The organism is Rathayibacter sp. AY1H2 (assembly GCF_002931985.1).
Taxonomy (GTDB): domain Bacteria; phylum Actinomycetota; class Actinomycetes; order Actinomycetales; family Microbacteriaceae; genus Rathayibacter.
This window is the reverse complement of sequence record NZ_PSUV01000028.1, coordinates 1-22,855: the sequence shown is the minus strand read 5'-3', so window position 1 is coordinate 22,855 and position 22,855 is coordinate 1. Positions and strand designations below refer to the sequence as shown.

The window sequence follows — 22,855 nt, the reverse complement described above, 5'->3', positions numbered from 1 at the left end:
CTCGCGCAAGGGCACACTGACGCTCCCGACGCAGCACAAAGGACGGTCGGGTGACCCGCGCTCCCTCAGCAGGGTGGCGGCGGGAGTAGAGCGATCAAGATCCGGCTGAATCGGCTGATGCAACACGCGAAGGCACCGACTTGCCCCTCGGCTCACTCGAGGCGCATCCTCATCCAGAGCGCTCGACTACGACCTTGCTCCCCGGGTCCACGACGCAGAGCTTGCAGCTGTTGGATCCCAACAGCGACGGGCGCGTCGAGGTGCAGCCGAGCGCAACGATCTATCGGACGTGCGCCCGAGGCCAAGCAACTGTGGTGCGGCTCCGCCTCAGAAACCCCCTCGCGAACCCAAAGCGAGACGTCCCGCCACGAGACGCCTTGCCGAGACAAACGTGCGCCCGAGATCCGACGAGCGCTCGGGCTTCGCCCGTGAGGCGACCGCGAGGCCCAGGAAGCTAATGCTTTCCAAGGCGGCGACCAGAGGCCGAGCAGCGGCGACTGTCTCACAACGGAGAGCTACGTGATCGGCACACCCCGCGGTAGCGCGCCATAGTTGCGAGACCGACGGCCTCGCGCGAGCACCGGGCCAAGGGCGCGGGCGCGGCGCAGACCGACGAGACGTCTCACATCCCGAAGGATCCGAGACGTGTCGTCGGGCTCCGTTACAGTTCGAAACGCTCTGGCTCGACGGGACTCGCTATAGCGACCACTGTTGGGGAACAGAGCGTGCGTAGTTTTCGATACCGATGGCCTCGAAGTGACGCTTGGCTGACTTGATTTTGGCGAGCTCGGTTGGGCGCAGCTTCGAGTCGTCGAGTGTGCTCTTCGTCTCGCGAATCATGTAGATCCGATCCTCGCCGTCCTCCTGCTTGATGATCGCCCAGTCAGGGTTGTACGGGCCGACCGGAGTGTCGATCTTGAACTTGGCGGGCAGCTTCATGAACAGCTTGATGTCCTCCCGGGAGTCGAGCAGCTCCGCGAATTGGCGCTCCACGTCCGAGTCGATAACGACGTAGTCGAAGTCGGTCTTCTGGGTGTGTTGCACCTTATACATCTGGTCGAGGAAGCGCTCCTTCTCCGCCTCGCCATCCCGCTGCAACTCCCGTAACTCGTAGACCGATCCTGCAATCCGCGCGTACTGGATGCCGTCGACTACGATCTTCGCCAGCTCACTCTGGAGGACGCGCTTGGTCATGGTAATGAAATCGTTCGGGTTGCCGATGAACTCGCCCAGCCGACCGCTGCCGATCAGGATTTCGACAATGGTCTTGCGGGTGAGAGACGTGGACTCCTGCAGCTCCGTGATGATGTCTGGCAGGTCGTAGCTACCCCTAAGGTCCGCCGAGCGGGTGCCGAGTTCTTCGCCCTTTGCGCCGCCTCTAAGCACCTTGACTCCGGCGCGCGTAACCTGGATACGCAACGCATCGATTTTCGGCGCTTCCCGGATCGCCTTGACGGCGGCATTGATCAACTCGTCACGGTCGATCCTGACACGGTAAGTTGTTTTCTGGCCAATCTTCTCCCAGAACTCCTCAAACTCCGGGTTCGAGTAGAGCTGCTTGTTGAGCACTCGCGGCTGGCGCTTGCTGACCGACCTGACGTACTTGCCGATATTCGCGCGATCAACCAGCTCGATGATGATGGACTCAGCCCACGCGAAGTCGACTGGAAGTCCAAGGTCGAAGCCAAGCTGGTTCGGCTGGAACTTTGAGGTGACCGCGGCGTCCTTGTCTATGAAGCCCTTGTTCTTGAGGTGCTCCCACACGAGGACGGAGCGCTGGTAGCCGAATTTGTCGTCGGTGAGCGCTCCGTTCTCGTCCTGCAGCGGGATCTTCGAAAATTCGGCTCGGCGCACCCGGCCGATCTCGACGCCGGCGTCCTTATACTCGCGCTGGAGTGCATCCGCAAACTTCGTGTACGACTCGTTCGCGACGACTGTCAGCGTCGCGACACCACGGTCGGCGACACGGGTGTAACCACCATCGGTCTTTGCAACGGGCAGGCGCAGGCCACGTCCGAGCGTCTGACGGCGCTCGGTCTCGGCACCCATCTCGCGCAGAGTGCAGATCTGGAAGACGTTCGGATTGTCCCAGCCCTCGCGCAGGGCCGAGTGACTGAAGATGAACCGTACGGGCTCGTCCTCATCGAGCAGCCGTTCCTTCTGCTGCATGATCAGTTCGTATGCGTCGTCATCGGCTTTCGTCGTGCCGGACGAGTCCTGGAAGGTCGTCGTCTTGCCGCGCTTGATCTGTGAGAAGTACGCGCGGCGAAGCTCGCTCGGCGTCTGCGGCAACAGTTCTTGGTAGCGTGTGGACTTCGCGCGCTCCTCGATGAAGACCTCGTCGAACCACTGCACGAAGTCACCATTCGCGTCGTCGTTGCTCGTGCCGTCGCCCAGGTAGCTGGCGACCTTGTCGACGAAGAAGAGACTGAGCACCTTGATGCCCTTGGCGCGGAGCATCGACTCCTTGCGGAGGTGCTCGCGGACGGTCTCGCGGATCATCTCCTTGTAGATCGCGCCGGCCGAGGCTCCGATGCTCTCGCCCTCATAGAGGAAGCCGTGCGACGTGAGGTCGACGTAGGCGGGCTCAATGCTCACCTCATTGATGCGCCAGCCCTCGTAGATCGGGTTGTTCGTGAGGCGCAGGTCCGATAGCTCCTGGTGCGGTTTCACGCTCACGATGCGGCGCTCAAGCGAGCCATCTGCCTTGCGGCAGGACAGCTCCAGTCGGGCCGACCACGACGGTTCACGCCGCACCTCGACCAGCTTTATATACCGCGTCGCGTCCGCGCCCTGTTGCGCCACCTCGGCCACAACAATCTGCTTAACCAATCCAAGGTCGTGGGCGTCGACCGGGTCAAGCCGGTAGACAACGTTGCGCTGCTTCTTGTGGGTCGCGCTGTAGCGCAACGTGAAAACCGGGGCGAGCTCACCGACCGCCGACTGCGAGAGCTGCGACTCCATGTTCTGCGGCTCATCCATGATCACGACCGGGCGTGTCGCCTTGAGGTAGTCAATCGGGCGCAGGCCGTTCAGCTTGTCGCGCGTCTGATGAATGACGCGGGTGTTGGAATTACCGCGGATCGAATCGATCGTCATGATGAGGATCTGCACGTTTGTCGACGTCGCGAAAGCCTGCACCTCCTCAGCGCTCTTGCCGCTGTAAATCGACGAGTCGAAGGTTATGCCCCGCGGCTTGTAGAGGTTTTCGAAGTGCTCGCGCATGAGCCGGATGCTCGTGCTGACACCCTCGCGGATTGCGACGCTCGGCACAAGAATGACGAACTTCGTGAAGCTGTACCGGACAGCCAGATCGAAGATTGTGCGCAGATAGACATAGGTTTTGCCGGTGCCGGTCTCCATCTCGACATCGAAGTCGAGCGCATCGCCCGTAAGCTCCGGCGCGACCTCCAGGCCATTTCGGTCCTGCACGCACTGCAGGTTTGCAAGGATCAGGTCTCGATCGAGCAATAGGGTGTTGCCGATCGCACCGACCTCTTGTGTGAGGTCAATGTCGAGCGCCGTTTGTCCCGAGTCAGGCAGTGCCGCTACACCGCGCAACGCAGTGACCAGCTTTTCCGAATCCCTCGGCTGCCCATCGAACAGGTCGACCACTGACGCAATCGCGTCCAACTGATACGGCTGACTGGCGTCGAACTGAAACCCAGACCCCTCCATCACGCCGTCCACAGCTCGACGCCCTTGCTCTTCGCGAGCTGGACCAAATTTGTCTTAAGTTCGTCATCGCCCTGGAACGCATCCTCGAGCACGATAATTCGCGTCGGCGTCTCATCGACGAGTGTTCGGAGCTGCTCAAGTGTCGGCTTTACGTGCTCGTTTAGGTACGCGAGCACGGCAACGTCGCCGTCACGATCACGCACAAGCCGAATATCGAGGCCGTTAATGACGGCAGACGACACCGCCTCGGTCAGCGAGTAGCCCTGCTTGAGAAGGATTTCAGTTAGCAATTCATCGGCAGTCGCGTTGTCGGTCGCGCTATCGCGGAGGCTGAGAAGGTGCTGCTGCAACGCGCCCTCCTCCACATCACTTGAGAGCCGCCATTTCGAAAAATTGGTTTCCGCGAGCTTGTACACACGGAATCCAGCATCGACCGACTGCCCCACGAGATCGGCGCCCACGCGATCGCCCGCGAGGTCGATCCGCTTGTGAGCAATGGCTGCTACCGAGTCGAATCCTTTGGCTCTAGCCTCCGAACCCGGCGGGGTCGGCTCGGGCAGTTGCACAACGATCCACCTCCGGGCGCCTTCATCACGAGCATTGAGGCTCATCACCGCATGAGCTGCCGTCCCTGACCCAGCGAAGAAGTCGAATACGATGTCGGTGCCGCGGGTCACGGATTGAATCAGACGCTGGGCCACGTCAACCGGCTTCGGCGTGTCGAACGGAATACCCATCTCTGCAAGAAGCGCATCGTCGCTGCCTGCGTGATACAGCACGGATGCAACGTTCTCGTACATATTGTCCTTCAACAAGTACTTGCGGGTTGGCTGCGTCGTTTCATCGCGCCCAAACAAGATCTGGTCAGCCTCAAGCAACGCCCTCATCGTTGATGAAGGATTACGCCAACCACGCTCAGGAACCGGACAGGGCTTGCCCGTCAGGGGGTGAATCAGCGCAACGAAGTAATCATCAGGCGCCTTCTTCTTATTGGGCCAGGCCATCGAGACCGGGCGATAGACATTTCCATCGTCATCAATCTGATTGTAAGCGGCCTCACCCCCGGTGAGCGTGGCATGTTGTTTGAGCCACCCACGATACTGCTTGCGCGAAATGTCGTTAACACCTCCTGCATCAGCAGTAGCCCTCGCAGCTGCCTCAATCATCATTTGGGCGTTCGCCTTGGGTCGGGTTAAGTCGCCGGCCTGCTTGAAAGCCTCGCGATTCCGGCAGAACAGCATGATCGTCTCGTGCTGCTGCGCTACGGCTGTCGCATCACCCTTCGGGTTGCGCTTGTCCCAGACGATCGAGCCGAGATTGCATCCTTCGCCGAAGATCTCGTTCAAAAGTTTTTCGAGATTCGCGTGTTCGTGCTCGTCAATATGGATGACGACCACACCGTCATCCTTGAGAAGATTACGTGCCAGCTTGAGGCGCGGGTACATCATGTTGAGCCAATTGGAGTGGTAGCGCCCCTCTGTCTCGGCGTTAGTCGTGACCTTCTTCCCCTCATCGTTGACCTGGCGCGTCCATTCCAGGTAGGAGTCGAGGCCCTCCTTGTACTTGTCCGGATAGACAAAATCGTTGCCAGTGTTGTACGGAGGGTCGATGTAGATAAGCTTGATCTTGGCATGATAATGCTTTTGGAGAATTTTAAGCACTTCGAGGTTGTCGCCTTCAATGAAGACGTTTTGCGTCGTGTCCCAGTTTTTCGAGTTCTCGAAGTCCGGCTTGAGAGTCGCCGTGGTCGGTTCCTGCGCCGCGCGGAGCGCGCGCTTTTTGCCAGGCCAGAATAGTCCGAACCGCTCGCTGCCGTCGGCTACGTCGCCGTCGAGCAGTTCCTTGAGCTTTTCAATATCCACTTTACCGTCAGCAATAGCCTCAGGGATTAGATCGGCAAGCTGCGCTACCAGCTCGGTCTGAAATTCAGGGGTGGCAGATGATGTTTCATAGATGTCGTCAGTCATTCAGGCGCTTCTCTTTCCTGTTATCAGCGGTTCTGTCGAGTTCGTGACTTGCCCGTGGCCTATGCTGCTATACGCCAGCGAATTGTAAATAAGTGCTCGGTTTCGTGGGTTCCCTGGAGCGACTGCTCAATCAGTTCGAGGTACTTGTCGGCCTCGGCACGGAGCGTTTTTCGCGTCTCGCGGAAGTCTTCGTCGGCTTCTTCGGCGCGTTGCTCCCACTTACGGGCGTCCTTTTTGAGCCGTAGCTGCTCCAATGGATCGTCGGCCTGACGCGCGAGCTTGCGGGCTTCTTTCTCCTTGGCCCGGTGGTCGCGGATCTTGCCCTCGTGCTCGGCCTTGCGATCTTGCTGGTTGCGGTAGACTAGCTCTTCCTGCTGGTCGTAGTAGCGCGAGTTACGCCCCTGAACTTCTTTCTCCAGCTCGGTCCGTCGCGCCGCGAGGCGCAGCGTATAGCGTCCCGCGTCAATTTCTACGGGCTGCTGGCTGACTGATGCACAGGTCAGGTCGAGCATGTCCGCGACGTACTCCTCGTCGAGCCACTGGCCGTTATCGGTCAGTGCACCGGCGAGCATGTAGGACTCGGAGACGTCTTCATCGCGCGCTTTCATGCGGAAGGTTGTCAGGCTCACGGTTAGCTCTCCGCTGGCGCCCTTGAGTGCGCGGATCGCGCTGGTGACGCGCTTGGACTGTCCGAGCGAGAAGGTAAGCTCCCGTGCTGGGGTCTCGTGTGTCTTCGACGTGCCAATGACGTGCTGGGCGAGCGGGCTTGCGTAGCGGTACTGGTGGCCGTGGTCGAGTGGCTGCGACTTGAAGAAGTAGCGCCCAGTCGGTGCGTCCTGCACTGGTGACTCGTTGAGGGTGAACGTGCGGCCGTCGCCCTCGAAGGTGGCGTACTCGTCAAGTTCGTACCGGGTCACCGCGAGCAGCAGGCGCTCGAACTTGTTGAGCACTTCGCCGGACTGCGTGTCATATGCCTTGAGGCGATCCTGGACGTGGGGGTCGAGGTTGTCGAAGACCTTCGCCTTGGCGCTGGCCATCTCGCGCGAGATCTCAATCGCGTACTGCCCCTCAAGCTCTCGGAACGCAGAATCCAACTCGTCGGCGGTCTTGCATCGGGTGAGGATATCGCTGATCGTCTTCTCGAAGTCCAGCCCGTCCTCGATCGCACCGAGCACCTCGTCACTGGCGCCGAACACGCTCGAGAACAGCTGAAACTTGTTCGTCAGCAGCTCGAGGATTCGCTGCTCGGCGCGGTTCCCCTTGTTCGAGAAGTTCACGACCACGACGTTGTGCTTCTGTCCGAAGCGGTGCACCCGGCCGATGCGTTGCTCGACACGCTGCGGGTTCCAGGGCAAGTCGTAGTTGACGAGCATCGAGCAGAACTGGAGATTGATGCCCTCTGCCGCAGCCTCGGTCGCGATCATAATCGTGCCCTCGGTGCGGAAGTAGTCCACGAGCGCCTTGCGCCGATCGACCGCCGGGATGCCAGTGATCAGGTCGCCGTTCTTGTTCTTCTTCAGCCAGGCCTGGTAGATCGCTGACTGCTCGGGCGCGTTATTCGAGCCGTTGAACAGCACGAGCCCTTTGCCGCGACCGGCTTCCTTGAGCGAGCGGGCGATGTACTCCTGCGTCTTGGTCGAGTCGGTGAAGATAATTGCCTTCTCCGGCGCAGCTAGCTCTCGTAACCGCTCGAAGCCGAGGTCGATCGCCTCACCGAGCTTCACAGCCTTCTGGTTCTCCGAGATCGAACGGGCAAGCGCCGCGTACTCGCGCAGCTCGGCAACCTCAGCTCTCATCGCCTCCAGGAGCGACTCGTCCAGCGGTAGCGATGATGTATGGGAACCGGTGCGTGTTCCCTCGATTTCCTCGGCCTCCTCCAGCTCCTCACTCGTGATCTCGTCATCGGCAGCGAAGTCCGCCACTACCAGACCGCCACGTCCATCGCGGCGCTGACCGGCGGCCACCTCATCCGCGAGACGGCTGGCAATGTTCTCCAGCGTGCTCGCGACGGCATACGTCGATGATCCAAGGCGCTTGCGGATGATCAGGGCAGCGAGGTGACGTTGGCTACCAGCGAACGCGAACAGCTCGTCACGCTGCAGGTAGTCGTTCACCAGATCGTAGAGACGCACCTCATTTTGCGAGGGGGCGAACTCGACCGTCAGTGGCAGACGTTTGGTAAAGTGAACGTACTTGTCGGCGTCACGCCGTAGCGTCCGCTTTGAGACCGTTGCGACTCGCTCGACCAGGTCATCGTCCCCGCCCAGGTCGCGATTCTTGACGTACCGCTCCCGGAACGCATCGAGCGAGTAGAAGTAGTTCGGGTCGAAGATCGACACCAGCCCGTACAGCTCCTCGAGCTTGTTCTGCAGCGGCGTCGCTGTCAGCAGCACCGTTTTGTGCGCGCCCTGAACGATGTGCGCAATCGCTTCGGCAGCTTTCGCCTTACCCGTCCAGTTGTTGCGCAACCTGTGCGCCTCGTCCGCCACCACGAGATCCCATGCCTTGAGTAGGGCGGTTTCGTGGCGAAGTGCGAACTCGTACGAGCAGATCAACACCTGCGCCGAAGGGCCGCCCGTCTGAGCGAGCAGGGAGTCCTTAATGTTCGCGTCAAGGATGGCGGACGGCAGCAAAAATTTGTCGTACAGCTCCTGCTGCCACTGCTGCCGCAGGCTCGACGGAGCGACGATCAAGATGTTGCGTCGCCGCTCCGCCCAGTACTGCGAAATGACAATGCCCGCCTCGATGGTCTTACCCAACCCGACCTCATCCGCGAGGATCACACCCGGCAAGAATGGCGTCTGCAACGCGAACAGTGCCGCATCAATCTGGTGGGGCTTCGGCTCCACCTGGGCATCGAACAGCAAGCCGGCGAGCTTGCCAACGTGGTCGTTGGCGTAACTGCGCTGCAGCTCATGGGCGTAATACTTCGCCTGGTGCGGCGTTAGGTCAGACGCCACGCGCTGGCCAACCCGATGAAGGTGCCATCACACCTTGTCGCCCGATGCCCTGGCTTGATCCACAGGCGCCTGACGGGTAACGGGCGTAGGGCAGATGACCCCGCCGGTTCAGCACGTACGGCAACGTTGCTTGCGCGGTTCTCATGATGCAGACAACCTATCTGACACGTCAGACACGAAACGCTCTGGCGATGGAGTGCGAGCGGTGATTCTTTCGAGCACGGCGGGAGTTCACCGCTCGTCCTCACCGATGAGCGCTAAAAGTTCCTCGGCTGAGACTTGCTGTTCTGGGTCAGCACGTCCTCCCGCGAAGGTGACCCCCTCCGCCGTCAGCACGTCTGCGGGGTCGCGCCCGTCTTCGGCGTAGGGCCAGCGGAATTCTTCAGCGAGGGTGCCGTCCCATGTCAGCACTCGGTAGGCGTCCTCGCACCTGCTGCATGCGGCCAGGTGCCGTGCCATGGCTTGTGCGCCAGTGCCGACCGCTTCGGCGAGGTTGTTGTAGCTCGTCCAGCGCCCGGCGGGGAGAGCCTTAAGGATGGAGTGCGCTTGAGACCAGTCGAATCGTCGGGAGTCGCTGAACCGTTCCCGGTACTGAGCGAGGACCGTCTCCTCGGATGCAGGGATGGCCCAGATGGCTACCGCTTGCGCGGCGAGTGAGGCGGCGCGTTGCTCGATGTGGGCTGCTCTCCATCTCTCGAGTTGTCCGAGTCCCTTGTTGAGGCGGAGAGGGCTGTCGCGGAAGCCGCCGAGCATGTCTCGCTTCTCATGGAACGGCCGGTCGGCGTACTCCGGGTTGTAGCCGGTCAGGGTGAGGTTTCCGAGCGTATGAAGGTAACGGTCGTGCACGGCTTCCCAGTCGGCGCCGAGCTCCTGCTGCCAGGCGCGGGTGACGTGCTGGGGCATGATGTGCTCGATCGTGTACTCCGCCGTGGAGACTTCTTCCTTCCGGCCGCGGTTCTCCATCTCGCGGAAGAAGTAGCCGAGCCGCTTCAGGTGATACATGTCCGAGGTCTTCAGGGCCTCCTCGAACTCCTCGTTCGTGGGGAATCGCCGGTAGTCCGGGAGCGTCAGGAGACGGCTGCAGACGCTCTCGACGTAGTGCTCCGTGTCGATGGCGGAGGCGAGGGTCGCGAAGGTCTTGTTCAAGCTGTTCGTGGGGATCCGGCATACGGCGCGGCGGAACAGGTACGCGATGATCGCGTCGAGGACGTCAACGAACGCTCGACTGTCGAGGACGCTTGCGACGTAGTCCGCGTACAGGCGCAGCTGAAAGGGGTAGGCGACGGTGGCCAACTGGTCGAGCTCGCGAAAGCGCTTCGCCAGAGCCGGGTTCGTCTCCGCGCCGAGTGCCATGGCAGCGAACCAGCCGGCGTGGTGGCTCAGGTCAATTACCAGCTGATCGCGGGTGGTCCCGTCTCGCTCCTGGTCGAAGGCGTAGCTTTTAAACGCGTCGTAGATCTCGTCGATGCGCGGAATCGCGAGGGTTTTCACGATGAGGAAGTGACGCACAAACTCGTCGAACCGGCCTTCGTCTTCTCCCTGGAACTGCCGCTCCATCGGGAACCAGTAGTCCTCGTAGAGACGCTCCTGCTCAGAAGGCGTCAAATCCATCATCACGAAGTTCCGGACCAGATCGGCTTGGGACAGCTTCTTGCCGGTTGCGTTCATCGACTCGAAGACGAGCTGCGGATCATCGGTGCCCCGGGTCAGCTTCCCGTCGACCACGACGAGTTTGGCCAGGCCACGGCACACGTCGACGATGACGTCAGTGGAGGCTCCGCGCAGTAGACCCACGAAGTAGAGGTAGTTGCTGATCATCCGGGAATCTGACGCTGGCAGCGGCGCGTATCGGATGACGGCCTTCAGCGCCTCCTTGTCTCGCTGCGACAGGATCAGCTTGAAGAAACTGTCCCCCGACTCGAATTGGTTCGTCAGGTACAGCCCGCGGATTTTCTGCGGAGCAAACCCCGCCATCGCCTCCCGCTCCTCCTCGGGTAACTCGTCCAGACGAGAAGCCAGGGCCGCGAGCAGCAACGTCACCGTCGTTACGCGCTGCTGCCCATCGATGAGGAGGTCAGGCTCGCTCGATGTCCTGGTGCCCTGACCTCGCTCGATGTAGACGATCGAGCCCGTGAAGTGACTGCTGAGCCCGTCCCGGGCTCCGGCCCGCGTTATGTCGGTCCAGAGCTATCCGCACTCTTCCTCGCCCCAGGAGTACACGCGCTGGTAAATCGGTACGACGAAACGATCAGCCTTCTTCAACAGCTCCAGCAGATTCGCGTCCACAGCCTTCACAAGGTGTCTCCTTCAAATCGTCGTCGCCCGAGACGTGATTCAGTCTCATTACATGTCCCCATCGCCGGAGCGTTCGAGCCACAATGTCTCTCAGTGCGAGAATCATTTTCGCCCGGTAGATAGGCTACTGACCCACTCCGACATCTACTACGTGCGCAGCGAGGGAACAGCGAGCGAGTCGATTCCTCGCCGGTGGAGACTGACGCAGAGCGACCTACAACGAACTCCTGCGGCCGCCTTTGTTGTCACTTAGGGTCCGCCCCGGTCGCTTCGGTACCGTCTCCCCCATGCCCGACCCCACTCCCGACGCCCCCGAGGTCGCCGCCGAGCACCTCCGCGCCGAGCTGCAGCTGCGGCGCTTCGGGCGGCTCCGCCTCACCATCGACATGGCGCTCGGCAGCGGATTCCTCGCGCCCTACGACCTCGTCGTCCTCCGCCTCGACACCGGCGCGGAGATCATCCGCGTGAAGGCCGACCTCACCGACCCCCACTATCTGCTCGGGCAGGTCGAGCTCGACCTCGAGACGAAGACGGTCGCCGAGTTCCTCGAGGAGTGGCGCCCCGCCTGACCGGGCCCGCACAGCCGCGATCCCGCTGACGGGGACAGCACGGCGCCGAGGCGACCGGAGCAGGACAGCGGGGATCCGCGCCCCCTCGCCTCACAGATCCGCAGGAACTCTGTCGCGTTCCTCGCCATCGACCACCACCGGCACCCACGCGCCGCGCGCCGGCCGCCCCGCCCACCACACGTACACTCCGGCGGCGACCACAGCGCCTCCGGCCGCGACCGCCCACCACGGGAACCCGGCGACGTCGGGCGACTCCCCCGCCGCGTCCACGTCCGACTGCGGCGTCGGGATCACCCGTTCGCCGGTGACGAGGATGCGGTGGGTGTTGATCCCGAGCGGGGTGCAGGTGACGAGGGTCAGGAGGTCCTGGCCGGGCTGCACGAGGAGGCTCTGCGTGTCCTCCGGCTCGACGACCAGCGTCTCGCGCACGCGGTAGGTGACCACCTCGCCGTAGACCTCGATGGTGAAGGTGTCGCCGACGTCGACGCGGTCGAGGTGGGTGAAGAGCTCGGCCGAGGCGAGGCCGCGGTGGCCGGTGAGCACCGAGTGGGTGGAGGGACCGCCGACCGGCAGGGCGGTGCCCTCGAGGTGGCCGACGCCGCGCTCGAGGACGGCGTCGCTCGTGCCGTGGAAGATCGGCAGGTCCACGTCGATGGCGGGGATCCGGATCCGGGCCATCAGTCCCTCGGCGTCGCCGCGCAGGAGGGAGGAGTAGCGCTCGCGGTCGGCGACCTGCTCGTCGTCGGCGAGGGGGAGGCGCTCGTTCGCGGCGACGGCGGCGCCGCCTCCGCTGAGGCTCTGGTTGTAGGCGCGGGCCTCGACGAGGTTCTGCCGGAGGGTCTCGGCGCCGAGGTCGGTGATGTCCTGCGTGAGTGAGTCGATCTCGCGCGCCTGCTCGACGGCGCTGAGCCAGCTGGCGGCGACAGGGTACAGCAGCAGCGCCACTCCCGAGAGGCTGATGAGCGCGATGACCAGCGGGGCGATCGGCAGCCGCCACCGCGGCCGGCGGTGGATCCGCCTCCGCGGAGGAAAAGGGCTGGAGACAGAGGAATGCGGGGCACCCGACGGGTGCCCCGCATTCGACTTCGTCATGGTGTGACGTTACTCCGCGGTCTGAGCAGCCAGCGCGGTGCGGCGGCGCGAGGCGATCAGGCCCGAACCGATCGCGAGGGCGAGGAGCGCGCCTCCACCGAGGGTGAACCACTGCGCGCCGCCACCGGTGAGGGGCAGGGCGAACGCCGGCACCTGGGTGTGGAGGAACTCGACGTAGTTCTGGATCGGCGCGGTGGCCGAGCTCGGTCCGGCGACGACCTGCGTCAGCACCTGGGCCGGGGTGGGCAGACGGAATCCGGCTGGCGGGGTCAGCTCGCGGACGTAGTAGTTGCCCGGCGTGATGATCGGGATCTCGACGATGCCGTTCGCTCCGGTCGTCCAATTCTGGTTGCCGTTGATGAACACCGGGTTCTGGCCGAGGTTGGCGTCGTTCTCGGTGAGGAACACCTGGTAGACCGCACCCGCGAGCGGCACGCGGTTGGCGCCGTTGTTCTGGTAGGCGTACACGGTCAGCTGACCGATCGGGGTGCTGCCGGTGACCGTCTCCGTGGCCCCGTTCACGACGCTCGTCGCCGAGTTGGTGATGATGCCGTTGGCCGGGATGGCGGTGGCGCGGGTGAGCACCGTGAGGGTGACGACGCCGCCCTGCAGGCCCTGGAGCTTGGTGAGGCCGGACTGCAAGAAGTTCAGCGTCACGTTCCGGGTCGCGGCGTCGTAGCCGAGCGTGTAGTCCGTGTTCGCGATGAACGCCGGTGCGGGCGCGGTGCCCGCGGCGCTGGTCACCGTGATGCCGGTGGGCGCGACGCCGGCCGGTCCGGTCGGCAGGTAGGTCAGCTCGGCGGGGAGCGTGTCGGTGAGGGTGAACGCGTCCAGCGTGTCACCGGTGGCGAGCACCGGGACGTCCGAGGCGATGGCCCAGCGGATGAGGTCGGGGTTGCGCGCCTCGACCGAGTTCGCCGCCGCGGGGACGCGCGTCTTGGTGAGCTCCGTGACCGCGTTCTTGGGGTAGACGTGGACGTCGTAGATCCACTGGTTCGCCGGCGCACCGGTCGGGCCCGTCGGGAACGGCAGAGTCACGAGGAACGGCGCCGCGCCGTTGGTCGCTCCGGCGGGGAGCTGGGTCTCGGTCACGAGGTAGAGGCCGAGCGGCATGCTCGCGCCGTTGTTGAACACGGCCTCGCCGTCCGTGCCGCTGGTGGCGGTGAAGGTGTCGGCGGCGGTGACACGGGTCGCGGCGGTGCCCGGGGTCAGGTTCGCGACCTGGTTCCAGCCGTCGGGCGTGGTGAGGTCGACGCCCTGGACGCGCGCGGCGGTGAACACGGCGCCGGGCAGCGCGTCACCGGGGACCGTGATCTCCTGGCCGGTGCCGATCGCCTGGCCGTTGTTGGAGCCCAGCGCGAGCTTGTGCACGGTGAGGGTGCGGCTGATGGTCGGGTCGATGTTGCCGGGCAGCGTGACCGCTGACGCCGGCGCGACGGCGGTGAAGACCGCCGCAGCGCTCAGCGCGAGGACGCCGGCTGCGGCGGCGAGCCGCCTGGTGAGTGAGCGGGACATGTGATCTCTCCTACTGAGGTCGTGAGTGCTGGTGTCGTGGAGTCGAAGGTGTGCGGGAAGGGGTCTGCGGGAGAGCGCCGGGGCTCTCGGTCGGGGCGTCACCGGGAGGGGCCTCGCAGCCTCCGGCGCCGCTCCCAGAGGAGGAGGCCGAGTGCGAGAGTGAGCACCGACCCCCCGCCCAGGAGGAACGCGTCGGTGCTGGCGCCACCGGTCAGCGGCAGGCGTGTGGGGTCCACGGGGGCGTTGACGAAGCGGTAGACCGCGGTCTGACCGGCCGTGGGGGCCGTGATCGTCCGCGAGGCGACCGGGGACCACGTCGTCCCGGTCAGGCGCTCGAGACGCAGTTCCTGGTACGCGAGGCGGCGGGTCGGATCCGTCGCCGCCTCGGACAGCGTGTAGCCGTGGCCCGGTCGCACCTCGAAGGTGCTCGCCGGGTTGCCCGCGGCGGCGTACTCCGCGCCGGCCCGGGTCTCCGTCGGGAGCGTCGCTCCGGCCAGTGCGGCGGGCGTCGCGGTGACGCGCCAGTCGGCCGCCTGGAAGCCGGTCTGGGGGCGCAGGACCTGCTTGACCAGGGTGATCGTCGCGCTGGCGTTGTCCACGGTGCAGGTGACGGCGGCGCCGTTCGTCGGGGTCACGTCTCCGGCCGCGCTCACGGTGAGGGCGGCGCCGGTGTCGGTGCGGCACTGCCAGGGTGCGGTCTGCACATAGGTCGCGGAACCGCCGGTCTCGGCGAGCCGGTAGGCGGCACCCGGGGTGACGGGGATCGCCGACACGCCCGCGGAGCCTGCGCGGCCGGTCGGGCCGGGCAGGGCGCCGGTCGGCCCGGTGGCGCTGAGCGTGAAGTCGCTGGGCAGCGCACTGCCGGAGCTCACCGTCTTCACGAGCGTGAGCGAGGCCGTGGGCCGGTTCACGATCGAGCACTCGACGACCGCCGCGGAGGCGATGCCGGTGAGGCTCGCGCTGATGACGGTCCCCGACTGCGAGAACGTGGTCGCCCGGGCGGCGCCGTTGACCGTGCAGGCGCCGCTGACGAACGCGAAGCCCGTCTGCTGCACCTCCGAGACGGTGAGCGTCGCCCGCGACGCCTCCGTGCCGAACAGGACGATCCAGGCGGCCTGGCCCGCCGCGTCCGTCTGCTGGCGGGGCGACTGTTCCGGCAGCAGGGCGACGGTGCCCGCCGTGGCCGTCGCGGTCGTGCCCACGGTCCAGTCCACGCCGGGGCGGGTCGTGCCGGAGGCGTCCCGGATCGTCTTGGTGATCCGCACGGTGGAGGCGGGGCGCGGGGAGTTGAAGAAGGTGCAGGTGACGTTGACGCCGAGCCGGTTCGGGAGGGTGACCGTCCCGGTCGGGTTCGAGCCCGTGCTCACCCGCACGCCGTCCGCGTAGCACTCGTAGATGCTCGTGTAGGCGGTGATCGGGGAGGCGGAGCCCGCGGCCATCGCCTCCGAGACCGTCACCGTGCTGTTGATCGGAGTGGGGAAGGGGCCGATCTGCGCGGTCTGGCGGCCGGTGGTGGCGCCGGTGGTGGTGGCCGTGGCGAACGGCGACGCCGGGGAGCCGGCGGCGGCCGTGAGCTGGAACTGGTCCGCCGCGGCCAGGCGGCCCACCACGCTCTTCTGCACGGTGATCGTGGCCGGCGAGGAGCAGCCGGAGAGGTCGACGGCGTTGACGCTCACGCGCGGCGTGCCGCTGACGCGGGTCCAGGTGGTGGCGTCGAACTCGTACGCGCTGCCGGGGATGGCCGGGACACCGTTCGCGGCGGCGACGTCGCCGTTGGCGAGGTAGACGGTTCCACGCGGCGAGAAGGCGATGCCGTTGATGTTGGCGAAGGCGGCGTCGGTCCCCGTCACGGCCTTCGCGATCGAAGTGTTCACCGGGAGGGTGCCGCCGGTCGCCGCGGCCAGGGCGTCGGCCGGCACGGTGAAGATCGCAGCGCTGCTGGCGTTGTTGACCGAGCCCGCGCCGACGACGTAGAGGTTGCCGCGAGCGTCGAACGCCATGTCGCCGTTGCCGTTGGGGGTTCCGGAGGTGGGGAAGGAGCCGACGAGGGCGAACCGGGTGGCGACGGGGTTCGCCTCCGTGAAGCTCCAGATGTAGAACTGGCCGCTCGCGAAGCTGCCGAACAGGTACCGGCCCGTCCGGAGGTCGACCGCGCCGGCGACGATGCTGCCGGTCACCTGCGCTCCGCCGGCCACGGTCGTGTACGCGCTGTTCGCGATCCTCTGGAAGCCCGCCTCCGGCGTCCACTTGAGGACGGCGTCGACGTCCGTCGCGTCGGACGAGCGGTCCAGCGCGTACGCGAAGGCGCCGTTCGCGCCGACGCCGAGCGCGTTGGCCTCGGCGGTCCCCGACCAGCTGCCGATCGAGGTCAGGGATCCCGTGACGATGTCGGCCTGCTGCAGGGCGCCGGCCGCCGTGAGGGAGTAGAAGCGGCCGGTGTCGCAGAACAGGCGCGGCGTCTGCACGGTGTTCGTGAAGGTGCAGAGCACCTCCGCTCCCGCCTCGCTGGGGATCGTGATCGACCCTGCGGCGGAGGCTCCGGAGGCGATGACCGTGCCGCCGCGCGAGCACTCGTAGCTGTTGGAGTACCCCAGGCCCGCGCCCGCGGTCTGCGCCTCGGCGATCGTGTACGTCGCTCCGGACTGCACGGTGAGGCGGCTGATCTGCGCGGCCTGGATCCCGGTGGCGGTGCCCGTGGTGGTCGCCGACGCGAGGACCGTCGTGCCGCTGCGCACCGAGAGCGTGAACTGGTCGCCCGTGGCGCTGCGCACCGGCAGGTTCTTCCGGACGGTGAGGGTCGTCGCGGCCTGGATCGTCACCGACGTGGGGGCGGAGGCGATGAGGCCGGTGGGAGTCGTGGTCCCGGTGCTGTACGTCCCGGCGGCGGCGGCCACCACGTCCACCGAGATCGTGCAGGAGGTCGCGCCCGCGGCGAGGTCGCCGCCGACGGTCGAGACGGAGGAGGATCCGGCGGCCGCGGTCACGGCGAACGCCGTTCCGGTGACGTCGGTGCAGGACCCGCCGACAGCCGGCGTCGGGGCCACGACGAGGCCGGCCGGGAGAGCGGTCGAGAAGCGCCAGTCCGCCTTCGCGAGGAGGTCGCTGGTGTTGGTGACCGTGTAGGTCAGCGTGGTCGGCACCGTCGCGGTCGGCACGGCCTGCGTGAAGGCCGCGTCAAGCGCGGGGGTGACGTCGAGCACGCGGAGGTCGTCGACGGCGAAGGCGCTTCCCGTGCCGGTGACCGTGTTCACGAGCTGCACCTGGGCCGCGGCGATCTGCGCCGGAGTGAGGAGCGCGGTGCTCGTGCCGGTGTAGGCGACGGCGCGGGCGGAGGCGGGGAGCGCGGGATCCACGAGCGCGCCGAGCCCGCCGACCAGCGGGAGGGTCGGGGACGTGTAGAACACGCTGCCGGTCGCGGCGCAGGGCACGACCGGTGCCGCGAATCCTGTGAGGACGGTGGACCCGCCCGAGACCAGGTTGAGGGAGAGGGACGCGTTGTTCGTCCCGCACTGCCCGCCGGCGGCGTTCATGCCGACGGCGTAGTAGCGGGCGGCGGGCGCGGAGACGCCGATCCCCGCGGCGCTCTGGGCGACGGTCGTGCCGCCGGTGATGGCGGCGTACGGGTACTCGACCAGGGCGTGGTTCGCCTGCGTGCCGGTGTTCGAGCCGTTGGCCGGGGCGCTGCTGGAGGTGGACCCCGGCACTCCGGCCGCCACCTGTCCGAGGACGTCCGCCATGCGGCGGGTCTCGCGTGCGGCCGACGATCCCGTGCCGACGGTGAGGAGGGGCCGGGTCGGGCAGAAGGCGGAGTTGGGGTAGGGCGCCGTGTAGTTGACCAGGACGCCGGTGCAGTTCGTGGCGGTCGACCAGCCGGTGGCGGCCGTGTAGCGGCCGTTCGCGTAGGCGGTGAGCGCGCTCGGGGTGGCGGTCAGGCCCTGCTCGAAGGTCTCCGTCCACACCTGTCGCGGGGCCTCGGCGACGCCGGCCGCGAGCGTGGAGAAGCCTCCCGCTGCTCGCGCCGTCGCGGGCGGGCCGCGGTCCGACTCCTGATCGTCGTCCGAGGCCGCCGTGGGAGCGGGCGCCGACCCGGCGGGCGTCGGCTCGACGGGCTGCTCCGTCTGCGCGGCGCTGCGGGGCGCTGCGGGATCGGGCTCGTCCTGAGCGGGCTCCTCCGCCGTGGCACTCGGCGACTCCGCGGCCTCGGCGGGTGCGGGCGGGGCGGACGCCGACGGGGCGGACGCTGACGGAGTGGGTGCCGACGGAGCGGGTGCCGGATCGGCCTCGGGGGCTGTCGGCGGTGTCGGTGCGACCGGCGTCGGGAGAAGGGCGGGGGCGTCGCCGGCGACCGGATCCGCCTGGTTCGCGGCCTGAGCGGGAGACGAGGCGGAGACGTCGCCGAGCCCCCACGAGCCGACGAGGAGAGCGCCGATCGTCGCGAAGACGACGGCCCGCATTCCGAGGCGCGACGGCGATCGGTGCCGTGAGTGGCGGCGCCGCCGGGTCGTGAAAGCCATGGTTCTGCTTCTCAGTCGTGTTGTCGATCGTGGAGATGAGCGAAACGTCGACACGACGAACGACACGGATGTCGCAGCGAGTGCGGAGGCCCCAGACTCCGGAGGGGAGCACGCATTCCCCGCGGGCTTCCGAAGATGAACGTATAGGTCGGCCTCCCTCTCGCCATAGAGAAGTGAGCCCCCCTTGTCGGGGCCATAACCGATGAGAAAAGGACCGGGGTGAAGCCGAATATGGCGCCTTTTGACGGCTCTTCGCGAAGGAGTCCCCGAAGTGAGCACGCGCGACCGCCTCGGCTCACTCCTCCCGTCAGGTCCCGTGCAACGCTCGGGCCCCACCCGGCCACGTACTCGGTAGACGCCCGACCGACGAAGGATGGACCCGATGACGCGACGCACACTCGACGACCTGCTCTCCCGCAGCGACCCCGCGACCGACGACCGGGCGCCCGGCGTCCGCACCGCCCTGCACAGCGTGATCGCCGAGACCCGCGAACGCGCGCCCCGCCGTCCCGCGCGGTCGAGGGCGTGGTGGCTGGCGGCTCCCGTCCTCCTCGTCCCGGGTCTCGTGCTGGCGACCAGCGCCGGCACCGACGTCCGCTCGGTCCCCGACTTCACGATCCCGATCAGCTACACCACCGACTCCGGCGCAGCGGTGTCGTGCTCGATCGATTACTTCAACGGCGAGATCGACTACCGCGAGGTCACCACCTCCGCGACCGACTACCTGCGTGCGCAGGACTGGAGCGGCGTCGGCCAGCGGATCCACGACGACGCGGTGGCCTACACGACCGACCCCGCCTGGCTGGCCTCGGACATGAACAGCGACGGCCCCGGCCTCTCGGAGGAGACGATCCGCTGGCGGGCCTGGATCACCGCGGCGGACGACCACATCCTCGACACGATCCCCGAGGGCGTGATCGTCGAGGGCGACGGCGGCCTGGGCGGCAGCACCGACTGCACGGGAGAGCTGTGATGAGCGCCGGCGAGGCGGCGCCTGCGATGGCGCGCAGCGTCGTCCGCTCCCCCGCGCGCGACCGGGAGGCCGAGATCACGGCCCTGGTCGAGCGGGAGGCGCCGGACCTGCTCCGCTACTTCGCGCGGCGGACGGCGAGCCCCGAGGACGCCGCGGACCTCCTCAGCGACACCCTCCTGATCCTCTGGCGGAAGGAGCGGTCGATCCCCGAGGACGAGACGCGCGCGCGGATGTGGGCGTTCGGCGTCGCCCGGCGGGTGCTCTCGGGCCAGCGCCGCACCGCGACCCGGAGGAGCGCGCTGGTCGAGCGGCTGGCGGAGGAGCTCCGCATCACTCCGCCTGCACCCGCCGACGACGCGGCGGAGGACGTTCGCGCCGCGATCGCGCAGCTGAAGCCCGTCGACCAGGAGATCATCACCCTCGTCTACTGGGACGGCTTCTCCCTCGCCGAGGCGGCCCAGATCCTGTCCCTCCGCGCCGCGACCGTGCGGAGCCGGCACGCGCGGGCGCGGGCGACGCTGCGGGACGCGCTGGGGTCGGCGATGTGAGGAGGGGTGCGGGGCGGGCGTACCGGCAGCACCATCCGGAACCCGTGGAACCAGGTCGGCACAACGCCCCCGCCACGAACGACGCCCCGACCCGCAGGCACCTAGTCGAGGAAGTACTTGTTCACCTTCTCGTCGGTGTCCAGGATCTCCTCCGAGGGCACCCCGACTCGGGCCGCGAGGTCGATCGCCCCGAGAAGCGCGACCTCGATGTCGGGAGAGAACGCCCGGTCGAGGATGTCGATGAAGTGCAGCATGCTCGTCTCGAGCTTCGCCAGGAGATCGGCGTAGTCGGCGGCCAGCTGTTGATCGAGTGAGCGCTGATCCTCGAGATATCCGGCGATGAGCGCTTCTTCCCGGGCGGAGAGCGAGGACGACGCGACGCTGAACATGACGGAGCCGACGGTGTTGCCGATGACGGCGCCGAGGACGGGGACCGGGATGAGCACCTGCCCGACGACCGAGGACAGCGCGCTGATGCCGGCCTGGAGGCAGAGGATCTCGGAGTTCTCGATGAACTCGATCTCGGAGATGTCGCCCGCTCGCAGCCTGCTCGCCTGGCCCGCGATCCCCAGCGCGGCGGTCGTGACCGTGTTCGCCGTGGCGGCCGACGTCGCAGTGAGATTGGTGAGTGAGTAGATCGTGAGACCGCGGACACCGCCCTTCACCGCGCCGAGACCGGAGGCGTTCGCGATGTCCTTCCGGTCGTCGGCCGAGAACTCCTTGAGCTTCGTGCCTTCGCGGCGCTTGTCGAGGACCGCGGAGACGAATGCGGTCCCACCCTCGATCCCGGCGGCGACGACGGTGGCCTGAGCGCCCTGGCGCACCGTCGCCCGGTTCTCCCGAACGGCAGCCGTGCGGGCGGCCTCGTCGGTCGCCGTGATCCTTCCCTCCTCCGCCGCGAACGTGTCGGCGTACGCACCGAGCTGCACGTCCCGGTACTCCAGCCGGGAGGGCTCGAGTGCCGCGATGTCGATCGTCTCGCTCGAGAAGAAGGCCTCCACACGGTTCCAGTCGCGGAGGGACGGGCCGTCCCCGCTGCGGGAGAGGAGCTTCGCTGCATCCTCGGCGGACATCGCGTGCAGCTTCTGGATGGCCTCGAAGTGGTCGCTCGGGATCTGGTACCTGCCGCCGTTCCTCACGAAGTCCGGGTACTTCTCGAGGTGCTCCGTGATCGCGCCGAGGCCGAACCGCCCGCCGGCGGCGGAGAACTTCTGCTGGATCAGCAGGCCGTTCCGCATCAGATCGACGGGGCCGTTGTCGTTCACCCAGGCGTTGCCGCCGGTCTCCCCGAGCACAGCGGCACGGGCGTTGCCGATGCCGACCTCGGCGACCTCGGCGATGAATCCGTGCGCGCCCTTCACTCCACCGCGGTTCGACGAGACCACGTCGCCTATGTGCAGGAGGGCTGTATCCAGATGGTCGAGAGCCGTCGAGAGGTTCCGGTCCTGCCTGCTCAGGGCGCCCATGAGTCGATCGACGCGCACCTGGTTCAGGTAGCCCACCCAGGCGGCGACGGCCTGCTCGTGAGTGCTTCTGGCGACGTCGGCGATATCAGGCATCGTCGGCGGCCTGCTCCACACGGGCGCTCAGCAGTGCCGCACTCGCTTTCGCGACGTTCACCAGCGAGGCGAGCTGCGATTGCTGGGCGGGAGCCAGGGTCGCGAAGTCCGCCCCGAAGAGCGGCAGCGCCTCGCCGTAGACCTTCAGAAGCAGCTCTCGGGTAGAGGCGGTGCGCTGGAGGAGGTCGTCGATCTGCGCGTCCATCGCCTGCACCTGCGCGATGTTCCGCATCACGGCGGTGAGCATCTCGTGCTTCGTCTCGCGGTTCTCGAACTTCTTCTTCGTGAACAGGACGACCGAGGTGAGGACGGCGGCGCCTGCGAGGCTCCAGCCGACCGGGCCGGCCAGCGCGAGCAGCGCTCCTCCCGCGACGGTCCCTCCGCCACCGGCAGCGACGGCCCCGCCGCCGAGCCATGCCAGGGCGGCCTGGCTCGCAGCGGCACCGGACAGGGTCGAGATCGCGGTCCCGGTCGACGCGGTGCCGAACGTGGTGGCGACCCACATGGCGGCTGTCGGCGCGACGCTCGCGATCGCCGCGCCGGCGGTGACACCGGCGCCCGCTCCCGCCGCGGACTTCCGTGCAGCGACGAGATCCGCGCGGGCGATCTCCTCGGCGTCCAGGAACCGGGCTCTGTCGAGCTCGATCTGCTCGAAGTCCCTGCTGAAGGACTTGGGCGTGTTGGCGATGCTGTTCACCACGAGCTCGACGAGAGCGATCAGGTCGGTGGAGCGCTCGCGTTGCCGGAGGAGGGAGAGCCCGTCGTCGCTCATCGCCGTGAAGGCGCGGTTGTATTCGGCCGTGACCTCCTCGTACGACTGGAGGCTCCTCGGGCCGAACTTCTCGGCGGCTGCTTCGCGGAGATCGCCGGCCTGCTCCATCACCTGCGTCGTAGCGCTCCGCGCACGCTTGCTCAGATCGCCGGCAGCTCGTGCGACTCTCTCCTTCGCCCTGTCCAACTCCGGTCGCTCGACCATCACCCGTACCTGTTCCCCGTAGACGCCTTTTCCCGGCTCGACACTATCCAGCCGCGTATCGAGAAGTGGTCGGGAATACCGCTGCCGACGCTTCTCGGACACCCCCGCCGGATGAGTTGCCCCCGCCGCTGTTCCTCCGGCAACGCGAGCGCTCCACCGACCTGATCGCTCTCGTCGAGCTCGTGGTGAACAGCATCGCCAACACGCCC

The 22,855-nt window shown here is 66.5% G+C and carries 12 protein-coding genes; 3 read left to right on the top strand and 9 right to left on the bottom strand.

The window, feature by feature from the left end:
* Positions 1–696 precede the first annotated feature (696 nt).
* The 4 genes from C5C29_RS15735 to C5C29_RS15720 all read right to left on the bottom strand — a co-directional run bounded on the left by C5C29_RS15735 (position 697) and on the right by C5C29_RS15720 (position 10,780).
* Positions 697–3,690: a DEAD/DEAH box helicase family protein gene (locus C5C29_RS15735; RefSeq protein ID WP_258069499.1), complete on the bottom strand. Its 2,994-nt coding sequence runs from the start codon at positions 3,688–3,690 to the stop codon at positions 697–699.
* Positions 3,678–5,645 carry a site-specific DNA-methyltransferase gene (locus C5C29_RS15730; RefSeq protein WP_104308545.1) on the bottom strand — a complete coding sequence of 656 codons (1,968 nt, stop codon included), beginning with the start codon at positions 5,643–5,645 and terminating at the stop codon, positions 3,678–3,680. The genes C5C29_RS15735 and C5C29_RS15730 overlap by 13 nt, the downstream gene beginning before the upstream one ends.
* A gap of 59 nt (positions 5,646–5,704) precedes the next feature.
* A complete protein-coding gene (locus C5C29_RS15725) occupies positions 5,705–8,605 on the bottom strand; it encodes an SNF2-related protein (protein ID WP_104308544.1) in 2,901 nt (966 codons plus the stop codon).
* Positions 8,606–8,836: 231 nt separating this feature from the next.
* Positions 8,837–10,780 carry a DUF262 domain-containing protein gene (locus tag C5C29_RS15720; RefSeq protein ID WP_258069500.1) on the bottom strand — a complete coding sequence of 648 codons (1,944 nt, stop codon included), beginning with the start codon at positions 10,778–10,780 and terminating at the stop codon, positions 8,837–8,839.
* Positions 10,781–11,187: 407 nt separating this feature from the next.
* Here C5C29_RS15720 and C5C29_RS15715 point away from each other — a divergent pair, with 407 nt between their 5' ends.
* A complete protein-coding gene (locus tag C5C29_RS15715) occupies positions 11,188–11,469 on the top strand; it encodes a hypothetical protein (protein WP_104308542.1) in 282 nt (93 codons plus the stop codon).
* Between the two features lie 90 nt (positions 11,470–11,559).
* On the opposite strand, the gene C5C29_RS15710 is transcribed toward C5C29_RS15715, so the two are convergent.
* The 3 genes from C5C29_RS15710 to C5C29_RS15700 form a co-directional block, all read right to left on the bottom strand.
* Positions 11,560–12,561, bottom strand: coding sequence for a class C sortase (locus tag C5C29_RS15710; RefSeq protein WP_219813791.1), 1,002 nt, complete (start codon positions 12,559–12,561; stop codon positions 11,560–11,562).
* A gap of 9 nt (positions 12,562–12,570) precedes the next feature.
* Positions 12,571–14,076, bottom strand: coding sequence for a SpaH/EbpB family LPXTG-anchored major pilin (locus C5C29_RS15705; RefSeq protein WP_104308541.1), 1,506 nt, complete (start codon positions 14,074–14,076; stop codon positions 12,571–12,573).
* Between the two features lie 98 nt (positions 14,077–14,174).
* The gene (locus C5C29_RS15700) at positions 14,175–18,590 is read right to left on the bottom strand and encodes an LPXTG cell wall anchor domain-containing protein (RefSeq protein WP_146083500.1); all 4,416 of its coding nucleotides are present in this window, start codon (positions 18,588–18,590) and stop codon (positions 14,175–14,177) included.
* Between the two features lie 382 nt (positions 18,591–18,972).
* Between C5C29_RS15700 and C5C29_RS15695 the strand changes: the two genes are divergently transcribed.
* The gene (locus tag C5C29_RS15695; RefSeq protein ID WP_104223946.1) at positions 18,973–19,563 is read left to right on the top strand and encodes a hypothetical protein; all 591 of its coding nucleotides are present in this window, start codon (positions 18,973–18,975) and stop codon (positions 19,561–19,563) included.
* Positions 19,563–20,111, top strand: coding sequence for an RNA polymerase sigma factor (locus C5C29_RS15690; RefSeq protein WP_219813790.1), 549 nt, complete (start codon positions 19,563–19,565; stop codon positions 20,109–20,111). Before C5C29_RS15695 ends, C5C29_RS15690 begins: the two co-directional genes overlap by 1 nt.
* A 101-nt stretch (positions 20,112–20,212) precedes the next feature.
* On the opposite strand, the gene C5C29_RS15685 is transcribed toward C5C29_RS15690, so the two are convergent.
* A complete protein-coding gene (locus tag C5C29_RS15685) occupies positions 20,213–21,670 on the bottom strand; it encodes a hypothetical protein (protein ID WP_104308539.1) in 1,458 nt (485 codons plus the stop codon).
* The gene (locus tag C5C29_RS15680) at positions 21,663–22,553 is read right to left on the bottom strand and encodes a hypothetical protein (protein WP_219813789.1); all 891 of its coding nucleotides are present in this window, start codon (positions 22,551–22,553) and stop codon (positions 21,663–21,665) included. The genes C5C29_RS15685 and C5C29_RS15680 overlap by 8 nt, the downstream gene beginning before the upstream one ends.
* Positions 22,554–22,855 lie beyond the last annotated feature (302 nt).

Excerpts from the sequence above, each read along its gene's own strand:
- C5C29_RS15715 (WP_104308542.1), top strand. The coding sequence starts at position 11,188 with ATGCCCGACCCCACTCCCGACGCCCCCGAGGTCGCCGCCGAGCACCTC.
- C5C29_RS15690 (WP_219813790.1), top strand. The coding sequence starts at position 19,563 with ATGAGCGCCGGCGAGGCGGCGCCTGCGATGGCGCGCAGCGTCGTCCGC.
- C5C29_RS15730 (WP_104308545.1), bottom strand. The coding sequence starts at position 5,645 with ATGACTGACGACATCTATGAAACATCATCTGCCACCCCTGAATTTCAG.
- C5C29_RS15705 (WP_104308541.1), bottom strand. The coding sequence starts at position 14,076 with ATGTCCCGCTCACTCACCAGGCGGCTCGCCGCCGCAGCCGGCGTCCTC.
- C5C29_RS15695 (WP_104223946.1), top strand. The coding sequence starts at position 18,973 with ATGACGCGACGCACACTCGACGACCTGCTCTCCCGCAGCGACCCCGCG.
- C5C29_RS15700 (WP_146083500.1), bottom strand. The coding sequence starts at position 18,590 with ATGGCTTTCACGACCCGGCGGCGCCGCCACTCACGGCACCGATCGCCG.
- C5C29_RS15710 (WP_219813791.1), bottom strand. The coding sequence starts at position 12,561 with ATGACGAAGTCGAATGCGGGGCACCCGTCGGGTGCCCCGCATTCCTCT.
- C5C29_RS15685 (WP_104308539.1), bottom strand. The coding sequence starts at position 21,670 with ATGCCTGATATCGCCGACGTCGCCAGAAGCACTCACGAGCAGGCCGTC.